The sequence below is a fragment of the Veillonella sp. genome (assembly GCF_015058545.1).
Lineage (GTDB): Bacteria > Bacillota > Negativicutes > Veillonellales > Veillonellaceae > Veillonella_A.
The window spans coordinates 1-11989 of the sequence record NZ_SVCB01000138.1 but is presented as its reverse complement, the minus strand read 5'-3'; the positions used below and the strand labels follow the sequence as shown (position 1 = coordinate 11989).

14 protein-coding genes and 2 tRNA genes are annotated in these 11989 nt (G+C 42.6%); all 16 read right to left on the bottom strand.

Going from position 1 to position 11989, the window contains the following annotated elements; translation table 11 throughout:
- Positions 1 to 63: 63 nt before the first annotated feature.
- Positions 64 to 139 (bottom strand) — tRNA-Phe (locus E7204_RS08850).
- Positions 140 to 144: 5 nt separating this feature from the next.
- Positions 145 to 220, bottom strand: a tRNA-Asp gene (locus E7204_RS08845).
- 173 nt (positions 221 to 393) lie between these two features.
- On the bottom strand, positions 394 to 1005 hold the full coding sequence (locus E7204_RS08840) for an MBL fold metallo-hydrolase (protein ID WP_295183761.1): 612 nt from the start codon (positions 1003 to 1005) through the stop codon (positions 394 to 396).
- A gap of 77 nt (positions 1006 to 1082) precedes the next feature.
- Entirely contained in the window at positions 1083 to 2591 is a 1509-nt protein-coding gene (locus tag E7204_RS08835) for a TrkH family potassium uptake protein (protein ID WP_127058165.1), read from the bottom strand.
- 12 nt (positions 2592 to 2603) lie between these two features.
- Positions 2604 to 3953: a Trk system potassium transporter TrkA gene (gene trkA / locus E7204_RS08830; RefSeq protein WP_295183756.1), complete on the bottom strand. Its 1350-nt coding sequence runs from the start codon at positions 3951 to 3953 to the stop codon at positions 2604 to 2606.
- Between the two features lie 78 nt (positions 3954 to 4031).
- Positions 4032 to 5012 (bottom strand): S1-like domain-containing RNA-binding protein, encoded by a 981-nt coding sequence (locus E7204_RS08825; protein ID WP_295183753.1) that lies wholly within the window; start codon positions 5010 to 5012, stop codon positions 4032 to 4034.
- A gap of 1 nt (position 5013) precedes the next feature.
- Positions 5014 to 5376: a ribosome silencing factor gene (gene rsfS, locus E7204_RS08820; RefSeq protein ID WP_295183751.1), complete on the bottom strand. Its 363-nt coding sequence runs from the start codon at positions 5374 to 5376 to the stop codon at positions 5014 to 5016.
- Positions 5377 to 5510: 134 nt separating this feature from the next.
- On the bottom strand, positions 5511 to 6578 hold the full coding sequence (locus E7204_RS08815) for an LCP family protein (RefSeq protein WP_295183748.1): 1068 nt from the start codon (positions 6576 to 6578) through the stop codon (positions 5511 to 5513).
- Positions 6579 to 6590: 12 nt separating this feature from the next.
- Entirely contained in the window at positions 6591 to 7160 is a 570-nt protein-coding gene (gene yqeK, locus E7204_RS08810; RefSeq protein ID WP_295183746.1) for a bis(5'-nucleosyl)-tetraphosphatase (symmetrical) YqeK, read from the bottom strand.
- Between the two features lie 13 nt (positions 7161 to 7173).
- A complete protein-coding gene (gene nadD, locus E7204_RS08805) occupies positions 7174 to 7785 on the bottom strand; it encodes a nicotinate-nucleotide adenylyltransferase (protein WP_021840649.1) in 612 nt (203 codons plus the stop codon).
- A 139-nt stretch (positions 7786 to 7924) separates the two neighbouring features.
- Complete coding sequence (locus E7204_RS08800) at positions 7925 to 9184, bottom strand: glutamate-5-semialdehyde dehydrogenase (protein WP_295183741.1); 1260 nt, start codon at positions 9182 to 9184, stop codon at positions 7925 to 7927.
- A 10-nt stretch (positions 9185 to 9194) separates the two neighbouring features.
- On the bottom strand, positions 9195 to 10361 hold the full coding sequence (proB, locus tag E7204_RS08795; protein ID WP_295183738.1) for a glutamate 5-kinase: 1167 nt from the start codon (positions 10359 to 10361) through the stop codon (positions 9195 to 9197).
- Positions 10362 to 10446: 85 nt separating this feature from the next.
- Positions 10447 to 10734, bottom strand: a complete 288-nt coding sequence (gene yhbY / locus E7204_RS08790) for a ribosome assembly RNA-binding protein YhbY (protein ID WP_295183736.1) — start codon at positions 10732 to 10734, stop codon at positions 10447 to 10449.
- Between the two features lie 185 nt (positions 10735 to 10919).
- Complete coding sequence (locus E7204_RS08785) at positions 10920 to 11120, bottom strand: helix-turn-helix domain-containing protein (protein ID WP_295183733.1); 201 nt, start codon at positions 11118 to 11120, stop codon at positions 10920 to 10922.
- A 1-nt stretch (position 11121) separates the two neighbouring features.
- Complete coding sequence (locus E7204_RS08780) at positions 11122 to 11265, bottom strand: hypothetical protein (RefSeq protein WP_295183729.1); 144 nt, start codon at positions 11263 to 11265, stop codon at positions 11122 to 11124.
- A 306-nt stretch (positions 11266 to 11571) separates the two neighbouring features.
- Positions 11572 to 11989: hypothetical protein (locus E7204_RS08775; protein WP_295183726.1), on the bottom strand; the 418-nt coding region annotated here is incomplete at its 5' end.

Genomic DNA, 11989 nt, shown 5'->3' with positions numbered 1-11989 from the left:
TTCGAACTCGCGACCCCCGCCTTGGCAAGGCGGTGCTCTACCACTGAGCTATTTCCGCATAAATGGTGCCCCAGGACAGAATCGAACTGTCGACACAAGGATTTTCAGTCCTTTGCTCTACCGACTGAGCTACCGGGGCGAACGTGGCGACCCCGATCAGATTTGAACTGACGATCTTCGCCGTGACAGGGCGACATGTTAACCGCTACACCACGGGGCCGTATACGTTACTTTGTTATTATAGGGGTTTCAGCAACAATTGTCAAGCAACTTTTTGAAAAGTTTTTACATGCTTTTGACTGTTTCATTACTTTCGCCGCCCTTAGCAACGAAAATTATTCTACCATTTTTCAGGTGGCTTTGTCTAGTATAAATTTAATATTTTATTTCAATTTAATTAAATTCTTTCAAAGGCTGTAAAAATGGGTTATGATCCAACTCTTCTTTAATCGTTGTATCCTCTGCATGTCCGGGATGGACGATTAAATCGGGGTTCCATGTCATAATTTGGCGAAGCGAAGTTTTAAGCACCGCCTCATCCCCATTATAGTTATTCGTAGCCCCTACTGAATTTTTAAACAAAGTGTCGCCGGTAAACAAATGTTGTCCCCACTGTATAATAACGCTTCCTTTGCTGTGTCCCGGCGTTTCGTGAATATAGAGATCAAATACCCCAAGCTTAAGCGTTCCTTCCTTTAAGGGCAAATACGGGGACTGAAAGAGGCCTTTATAGGCCGATGGCATCCGCCGTTTGGCATGTAGCAATTCATCATCCCCGGGATGCATATATAAAGGAACGGGCCGTTCTTTCAAAACTCCGTCAACGGCACACACATGATCGCAGTGACCATGTGTGAGTACAACGCCTTTAAGATCCGCTTCCCCTACCATTTCAAGGACTTTATGAGCATGAAAGCCCGGATCTATGATAAGCGCCTGGCCGGCCTCTTTTAAAACATAACAATTTGCCTTATATAAGCCTAAAGGCTGTTTTAAAATTTCCATAAAGTCCTCCTATCCAAGTCATACGTTGAGCCTTCTATTATGGCTATTAATCACCAGTGAGTAAAAATGTTAAGGCACTAGCCTCTGCGATGAGTACCTACCGGTTGCAATACCTTATAGGAACGTTTGCGACGTTTAAGGAAATAGCCCTGCCAAAAATCCGGATGAAGTAATACAAGTAAGGTAAACAATTCCAAACGACCGAGCAACATATCGATTACACAAATTATTTTGGCCATCGGATGAAGCACCGCAAAAGAGCCTTGCGGCCCCAGTTTGCCGAACGCAAGCCCTACGTTCCCCAAAATCCCCGCCACACATTGTAAAGATTCACCGAAACTAAGACCTGTAGCGGCAATGCCCAACGCAGAAATAGCAAATACAGTCATGTACAAGAAAAAGAACTGCTGCGTCATTTGAACCCATTTTTGCGGCATAGATTTGCCATTAATCGTAATGGTCTGCACCATATCGGGATGAATGGCCTTACGCAAATAAATAATACTGCTTTTAATTAAAATAATAATACGAATAATTTTAATACCACCCGTAGTAGACCCGCTACAACCACCGAAGAACATTGACATAAAGAGCATCATTTGTGCGAGCGGCGACCACACATCATAGTTGCCCAGAACCAATCCGGAACCGGTTTGCATCGACACAATCATGAATACAGCTCGATTAAAGGAGGTACCGGGGGAAAAATTATCGGCCATATATAAAGCGTACATTACGATTATTGACCCGATAAACAGAATCAATAAATACATGCGATATTCAAAATCCTGCCAAACCGCTTTGAGACCTCGCTGGAATACGGCATAGTATACGGTAAAGTTACCACCTGCCAAAATCATAAAAAAGATTAAAATCCAGCGAATAGCCCAACTTTCCGTATAAATATCAACGACTCCGTCATTTGGTATATAACCACCGGTGGCAATCGTAGTAAACGTCATGTTAATAGCATCAAAATACGACATACCGGCAATTACTAACGCACTGAAACATACGGCTGTAAATAATAAATAAATAGTCCATAATTTAAAAGCCATAGACCGAATGCGCGGCAATACCACACCGGGACGTGGCACCGAAGCTTCAGCGTTGAACAAATGAGCCGAATCAGCACCTAAGTTCTTAAGGAAGGCCAGCACCAATACGACAATCCCCATACCGCCAAGCCAATGAGTGAGGCTGCGCCACAGCACAAAACTTTTGGGTAAGCTGTCCAACTCTTCCACCACAGACGCACCGGTAGCCGTTATCCCCGATACCGACTCGAATAAAGAATCTATAAATGTTGGCAAAACGCCGCCGAAGTAAAACGGTAATGAGGCAAAAAAGGATACCAAAATCCAGATAGAACTAACAGTCAAAAAACCGTCGCGCAAACTGTAACTGGTACTCGGCTGTCCGTAGTAATACAATAAACTGCCCGTTACAGCCGCCATAATGGAGGCGCCGATAAAAGAAAAATATGACTCACCAACCGTCAAACCGTAAATGAACGGAACCCACATAATTCCTGCAACAATGAGGATTAACTGCCCCACTAATCGCATGACAATCTGTATACGCATAGGACACCTCGATTAAACCGGCTTCAAATACGTTAATAGTTTATTAACATGATTCGGCAACGTAAAGAAAACAATATGGTCATTAGCAAAAAGCACCGTATTACCTGTCGGCACGATAGTGGAACCATCACGTACAACGGCACCTACCAAGGCTTTACCGGGGAGCTTCAAGTCTTTCAAAGCACAACCCACAAGCGGCGATACCGGACTTAATACCACTTCCACGGCTTCTGCTTTGGAGCCTTCAAAGGTAGAGATGCTCACTACATTTTCACCGCGTCGTACCATACGTAAAATCTCGCCGGATGTCAAAAGGCGCGGCGAAAATACAATATCAATCCCCACTTGTTCCATAAGGACAATATATTCCGGTCGACCAACGCGTACGATTGTCTTTGGCACACCTAAATGTTTGCCCAATAAGGCCACCAGCAGATTCAATTTATCATCATCAGTAAGGCAAATAATAGCATCACAATCGGAAATTTCTTCCGCTTCCAATAAATTCATATCTGTGCCGTCACCATTGATAACCATGGCATTCTCTACCATGGATGCCAAAAGCTCACAGCGCTCCATGTCTTTTTCGATAACTTTAACCATGTAACCGGCTCGATCGAGGAGAACTGCCAAATTGCGACCGATAAGGCCGGCCCCAATCAATAGAATACGCTTGGTTTGCTCCATCATGGCTTCTTCGTGGAATTCTTCGGCTATTTTCAAAATAGCGTCTTTCGCCCCCAAGAAGAATACTTTATCCATATTCAACAGACGACTTTCGCCATGAGGAATAATCATTTCGCCGTTACGGAGAATCCCTACAATAATAACACCTTCCGGAAATTGAATATCCCGCAAACGTTGGTTAATATAAGGAACGTCTTCATGCATCTTAAATTCCATGAGACGGACGGCCCCACTGGCAAAATCCTCCACATCAAGAGCTGCCGGAGTCTGTAATACCTGCACAATTTCTTGAGCCGATACCATCTCCGGATTAATAAATAAATCAACCCCTAATTGTTCCTGTAACTCGCGGTTTTCTTCTCTCAAGTAATCATTATCACGAACACGAGCAATGGTACGAGGAATCCCGCCGATTTTTGCCACCGAACAAGCCAGCATATTTACTTCATCGGAATCAGTAACGGCGATGAGCATACCCACATCATCCATACCGATTTCTTTAAGTAATTGTAAACTGCTGCCGTTACCCTGAACGAGACTTACATCTAAGCTGTTCTCCAGATTACGGATGCGCTCTGCCGATTTTTCAATAATATATACATCATGTTCATCTTGCACGAGGCGCTGTGCTACGGAATAGCCAACCTTACCGGCGCCTACCACAATAATTTTCATAATTAATCAACCCTCAAATTCAATATGTCGGTAAATGCAAAGAAAGGCGTAATTGATTACGCCTTCTATTTGCCGTCACTAAGCCTTACGAGTATCCTCTTTGGCTTCCTTACCTGTGTCAGACGCTTCGGTTACATCTGCACTTTGGGGTGCATCACCGTTTGCCTTACGTTTCACAAGTTCCTCAGCCGCTATTTTACCCGTTTCGGTCAATAAGGTCCAGCCTTCTTCCTGAATAACCTTACCTTCTTTCATTAAATGACCTACAGCACGTTTAAAGGCTGCTTTACTGAAACCGAATTTTGCTTTAATAATATCAGACGATGATTTATCACTGTATGGCATACGACCATTACGCTGATATAAATATTCCAATAACACTTCGCCATCAATGGTCAAAGCCGTTTCTTTTACAGGACGCATGGATACGTTAACACGTCCGTCATCACGCTTATAGGTAACGCGAGCATCAATCAATTCGCCCACCTTCAAATGATGTGTCATTTCACTGTTATGAATGAACGCAATCCATCGTTCCGGCGTGATAAAGAATGCCCCGTCGGAGGTGAAGTTATAGATTGCACCACGCACCATTTGCCCTACTTGAGCCTTTGTGGCCGGTTTGGAGGCACGGCGCATAGCATCATCCACATCCATAGAAACAGCTAAACGACCGGACTTATCCGTATATAAACGAACCCAGACTTTCTCGCCTAATTGCGGCCGACCGCGCATTTCCGCGTGTGGCATAAATATGCCACGTTCGGTCCCCACTTCAACGAAAACACCGAATTGGGTCTTATTAATGACTTCCACATAGCCGATTTGGCCTTCTTTAATAGCCGGCAAACGCATACTGGCGGTGAGACGACCTTTCGGATCTTTGTACAAGAATACCGGTACTTCATCGCCGATTTTCACCGGTGCGGTCTGTTGATCCTTATGAAGTAAAATGTCATCATTGGTATTGCCCGTACCACCGTCCAAGAACGAACCTTGGTCGCTTTGACGTAACACTTTCAGCGTGGCTAATGTGTTTTCAGATAATTGTGTTGCCATATTAAGCCCCTGTAAATTTTACGCGAGCCGCATCATTCCAAAGCTGTTCCAAGCCGTAGAAAGAGCGTGTTTCCTGCCCGCCGAAGACATGACAGATAATATCGCCGAAGTCCAAAAGAATCCATTCCCCTTCGTGATAACCTTCACGATGAAGCACGGTAGCGCCTACTTCAGCCCCTTTATCTTCAATTTCATCGGCAATACTCTGTGCCTGTTTTACGTTGGACGCACTCACCAATACGAAATAATCCGCTAAACTGGATAAACCTTCCAAATCCAAAATGGCAATGTCTGTACCTTTTTTGTCAAAACCTGCTTGTGCCAATGCTAATGCCACGTCTTTAATTTCTTGTTTCTCTTTCATGAAATCTCCTTTTTATAATCATCGCCAACAATAAACTATAAAAATAAATACAATATATTGTCACGAATAACCGTTACAACCCCTATAATTATTTTAACAATTATAATGCTGTTTATAACATAGTAAATTAATATTTATCCTTCTTTGGCGTTACCGGTAGAAGTATTTTTCGAATCATCAGTTGTCCCGTCGCCACCGCCTTCAATCGGCGCATTGCCTAAGGTAATGCCCAATAATTGCTGTGCTTCTACCGGGTCGTAGGTCCAGAATATTTCGCCGTTAAGCACTTCCCTGGTGCCCGGTAAAATATAGTACTGAATATTATTACCGGTAAGACTACCCAAACTCATAACCAATTTAACCGCGTCAGTCGTACTGATATTAGAATCATAGTGGCTCCAAAGACGCCACACATGCCACATGCGGGAAATAGTAAAGGTGTCTTCCTGAGAACTCAATAATTGTTTTAAAAACCGTTCTTGACGCTGGGTACGACTGAATGCATTTTTATCGGCATCCACAAAGCGCACATATTGATAGGCTTTATCCGCATCCAATGTTTGATACCCACGGGCCAAATTGACATCGGCTGTATCGGTAGCGTCGTCAATATGTACCATTTCTTTTTCCACATACATATCTTGAGACCCCAGTACATCAAGGGTATCTTTAAAAGCCGCCTCATCGACCACCACATAATAAGGAATGGGAATATGGAATAAATCCTCCACCACGGCCTTAGTAAGTTCAATATTACCGCTACTGTACATGGTATTAATCATAGACACGGACTTATTGTCACGGCTGTAAATTTTTGTATTGGACGGGATGCCGATTACATCAATATTTTTTTGTTGTTCATTTACGGATAGTAAAAAGAGAGCATCCCCTTGCGCCGGATTGTTACTATCTTTACCTACCAATAAAATGTAAATCGGCTTATCCAGTGATTTTTGTTCTAAAGGAATGGTCGTTACTTGATTGGGCTGCGACGGTGGTGCCACATCGGCCGTCGTTGTTGTCTCGGTCGTAGCTGAACCACCAAAATAACTTACCGCTGCCTGATAACCGCGCCATAACCCAAAACCGATACCGCCTACCAGGACTATGAGTATTACCAAAGCTAAGATGACCCGTCCCCAACGTACTTTTGGTTTTCTCCGCACCCGCCGAGTCGGTCTTTTACGCACTTCTTCTTCCATACTACCCGCACCCTATCGATTATGAATACGCCGTACCATATCGTTACGGCCTAAAATGGTTTTAAAATAAATACTCAATTCTTGATCCAACAAATGACGAATTGTCGTATCATAACCGGCCAACACTGCTTCATCCAAATCTTCCAAGGCCAGACTGCGTAAATAGTCCACAGCCGGAAAATCACGAGTTTCTTCTACATAATCGGCTAGAAAAATAATTTTATCCAATTGCGTCATACCTACGCGGCCCGTCGTATGATACCGAATGGCATCAAGAATATAACCGTCAATAACACCATAGCGATCATGGGCCATAACGGCACCACTTACACCATGCAATAGCGCACCGTTTACATACATCTCCATATCCACTTTGATGTCCGCGTCATCTACCAAACGCTGCATTTCCGATAAAGGCAATTCTTTAGCACAATCATGCAAAAGACCGGCAATATAAGCTTCTTCCGGATCGGCACCATATCGTTGGGCCAATCCTACAGCGGCTCTCGCCACACCTAAAGTATGAGCGAAACGTTTAGGACTAAGTCGCATTTGTAAATCATTAATAATTTCTTCAAACATAGTATTTGTTGCCTCACTTTTTATAAATATCATGTTGTGCAATATACTGAACTACGGCTTTAGGAATCATGTAGCGAACACTGCGCTTGGTGCGCAATCTTTGACGTAAATCCGTAGCCGACAGCTGCATGAGCGGCACTTCCAGCAAATGAATACGGTCACGACCTAAATCGCCAAAATATTCAATAATCTTTTCAATAGCCGCCGAACCATCCGGTCGTACAGCCCCTATAAAATGGCATAAACCGAGCAGTTCGTCAATATATTTCCAATTGGGTAAGTCTTGAATGGTATCTGTACCGGCTATGAAATAGTATTCCTTATCCTCACCATATTGGGCACGGAAGTACTTTATTGTATCTACCGTATAAGACGGGCCTTCCCGTTTAAATTCAACGTCGGAAATAGTAAATTTAGGATTGTCCATAACAGCCGCTGCCGTCATCTCATAGCGATATTTTGCATCAATCACGTCTTCATGTTTGTGAGGCGGATGATACGCCGGTACAAAAATAACGCGGTCAAGTTCATAGGTTTCCTGCGCCATTTCCGCTATCATTAAATGGCCTAAATGAATTGGATTGAAGGTACCTCCGATGATGCCGATTCTTCCTGTAAGTTTCATAAGCAGTACATTATCCCCATAATTAACAATGATAATACAAGCCACAGTATTATTGCTTTAATATAGGATAGCCATTCATAGCGTCCCTTAGGTGTTTTTAAGTAGGAGCCATAAGCTCGTACCATATTGAGCCACTTTATCATGAACGAATTTGGCCATCTCCTTGCACATAATATTTATACGAAGTAAGCGCCAAGAGCCCCATAGGCCCGTGAGCATGTAATTTCTGAGTGCTGATGCCGATTTCGGCTCCTAAGCCAAACTCAAAGCCATCCGTAAAACGGGTGGAAACATTTACATACACGGTAGATGCATCTACTTGTTGTAAAAAAGCCTGTGCCGCCTCTGTATTTTCCGTAATAATACATTCCGAATGTTTCGTCCCGTAGTGATTAATATGAGCAATGGCAGCCTCCACGGAAGGCACTACTTTTACATTCATAATTAAATCGTTATATTCCGTTGACCAAGCCGATTCTTCAGCCGCTTTAATATCTTTAACGATAGCCCGCGAAGCTTCATCACCGCGAAGTTCCACCTGTTTGGCCATTAAAGCATCCGCAATAATCGGCAACAATTTAGGTGCCACCGCTTCGTGAATAAGTAGCGTTTCCGCGGAATTACAAACGGATGGCCGCTGTACTTTAGCATTGACTACAATCGGTACAATTTTAGCTTCGTCACAATCTTTATCCACATATACATGAACGACACCGCTCCCCGTTTCAATAACCGGAATGCGGCTTTCTTCTACAATTCGTTTAATAAGGCCTGCACCGCCACGAGGTATTACTACATCAATATATTCACGTTGGCGCAGTAAATCAGATACAGCTGCACGATCGGTGACGGTTACTAATTGTACCGCATCGGCCGGTAAATTAACTTCGGTCAACGCATCACGCAATAAATTTACCAAGCATTCATTAGTGTGAAATGCTTCTTTACCGCCGCGCAAAATAACCGCATTGCCTGTTTTCATACATAGAGCCGCTGCATCAACGGTTACATTCGGTCTTGCTTCGTAAAACATAGCAATAACACCCAATGGTACCCGTACTTTCGTAATCTCCATGCCATTGGGACGGGTAGACGATTCCATGACTTCACCGATAGGATCGTCCAAGTCAACCAATTGTCGTACGCCCAGAGCCATCTGCTCGATGCGCTCCTTAGTAAGACGCAAACGATCATACATGATTTGCGGTAAATTATAATCACCGGCCTGTGCCATATCTTTTTCATTGGCCTCTAAAATAGCCGGAATATGAGCTACCAATACATCAGCCACGGTCTGTAATAATTTATTTTTTACCGCCGTATCGGCCAATTGCATAGCCGTCGATGCGGCCCGAGCCTTACGGCCCATAGTTTCAAAATATGTTGCGTACTCTGTCATATTAAGACTCCTATCTGAGGATTACTAAATTATCACGATGAATGACTTCCGTATGAGCACTGTCTATCTTAAGAATAGACGTAATTTCATGGGAATTGCAACCTTTAATTTGATCAAGATCCGCTGACGAGAAGTTTACCATACCACGGGCAATTTCTTCGTCATTAAACAGGATACTAATGGTTTCCCCTTCATGAAACTCACCGCTTACTGCCGTAATACCAACTGGCAATAAACTGGAGCCTTTTTTAAGTAAAGCATCAGCACAGCCCTTATCGACAGTAACCGAACCTTTGAGGCGCTTACCGAAGGCTACCCAGCGTTTTTTCATATGTGGTTTCGAATCACGCGCCACAAAATGGGTGCCTCGTAAACCGCCGACGGCAATCACTTCGATAGAATCATTGCGTTCACCGGAAGCGATAACCATGTGCACACCGGAATTAACGGCAATATTGGCGGCTTGAATTTTAGTATACATGCCACCCGTACCGCGTGATGTACCGGCACCACCGGCTATTTCATAAATATGAGGCGTAATAACGTCTACTTCATGTATTAATTCGGCATCCGGATTCGTTTGCGGATTAGCCGTATACAAGCCTTCAATATCAGATAAAATAATCAACAAATCGGCCTCAACTGTACTTGCAATAACAGCCGACAGGGTATCATTATCACCGATTTTAACTTCATCAATAGACACTACGTCATTTTCATTAATGATGGGAATAACACCTAAAGAAATCAACGCATATAAAGTATTGCGCAAGTTGATATAACGAGAGCGATTCATACTGTCTTCGCGAGTCAGAAGAATCTGACCTACCGTATGGCCGTATTCACGGAATAGCTTTTCATACATATGAAGTAAAACCCCTTGCCCAACGGAGGCAGCAGCCTGTTTCATAACAAGGTCTTTTGGTTTTTCTTTAAACCCCAAAGGAGCCAACCCGGCACCTACGGCACCGGAACTGACTAAAATAATTTCTTTCCCTTGATTGGCCAAATCAGCCAATTGCTTTACAATCGATTCGATTCGGCGTAAATTAAGCCGTCCCGTGTCATAGGTTAAGGTGCTGGTACCCACTTTAACGACGATACGCTTAGCCTTGGCCAATACGTCACGGGAATGTTCATTTGTTACGACTTTAACAGTAGACTCTCTTTCGCTCATAATTATATCTCCTCATCATCAGATTACCTTTTAATGTTTCCGGAAGTCAGCTAAACTAACGCATTAAGCGAATTAATTCGGCTGACTAACGGGGCAATATGATTTTGGGGTCTTTTTTGGCTTTGTATAAAACACCGTTGTGACCGATAACCTGTACCAATTCGACACCCAACATATCGGCTAATTCTTCAAATGTTTCTGCAGGGTCCACAGGGGCATTATTTAACACTTTAACTTTAATAAGTTCTCTCGCCGTAATAGCCGCACGAGCGCTGTCAATAACAGCATCTTCCAAGCCGCCTTTACCGATCATAACTACAGCCGGCATGGTACTGGCTAATGCACGCAAAAATCGTTTTTGTTTACCTGTCATATACTATTCTCCTCATAAAAGGCATAACTACGCCATTCTCAACGAATTAGGTTGAGCAATGGTTGAGCAATAAGTAAATCTAAATAAATATATAGGAACTAATTTTAATTGATATCCTCAGTTAAACTATTATACCATTACTCATATTTATCGTCTATTATTGCAAAAGTTAAGCAATTTACAAATCACTCTTCCGGTTCGCCGTACAGACGTGTCATTCCAGCTTTCGTGACTAACCACGTACCGCCACTTTTACGACATTCTACACCTTCAATTAACCTCGGTGGTCTACTTTGTATACCCGTGCATAAATGTTTTACACTAACCTGTGACAATCCCCATACTTCAGCAGCTTCTTTGGTTGTCATGACATCCGTAAATTTCATACTACTTTCTCACCTCTTGTATAATAGCTATTATGCCCAGAATCAAGGCCAAACCGCCAAACCAATCCCAGCCATATTTATCCATAGATAAATAGACCGATGCACTCAATAAAGCTAATACTACTGTTACACTTTTATTTTTCATAACTTCATGATAAGATATAGATGAGCTAGGGGCTTTCGCCCCTAACCCTTGGGCAGTCCTTACTTTTTGAAAAGCGTTTTTATTGCTACGGCTATTAGCACTATCTTTTCAATTACTGTAAGGACTTTTTCTATATCGTCCATCATGTTTTTCACCTCCTCTCTATGGTTTTATTATAACCTTATTCGGTTAAATTGTCAAGTAAAATAAACAAAAAAATGCCCGCAAAGCTAGATTTTTTCTAACCTTGCGGGCATTTTGCGTACATAACGTCGTACGCCACGAGATATTTGGATCACCTCAATTCTACCATTCAGCGACTGTATACAAGAGTGTCGCACCTTTGACTTTTGCATTATCAAAGTGAACAACGCCCTCGAATCGCCCTGCTTGATAACCAACAGTAGCATATGTTTTATCATCAATTACAGTCACACCTGCTTTGATTTTATGTGCTTTATTTAGATTGATTTTATATATATCTACAGTCTGATTATCTTCATTTTTAGTAATTACTGTTCTATCTGTTTTTTCTAGAGCCACTTTAGGTAGTTTGTCATCCTCTTTCTTAATTAAACTTTGTGCTTCTTTAGTAGCTTTATCTAAATTAGTTGCTACAACTGTAAACTGTCCATCAGGACTTCTAGTTTCCGTTTTAATTATTTCTGACCTAATCACCTTAGCTTGTTCTGGATTTACATCTATACCTTTTGCCAATTTATCT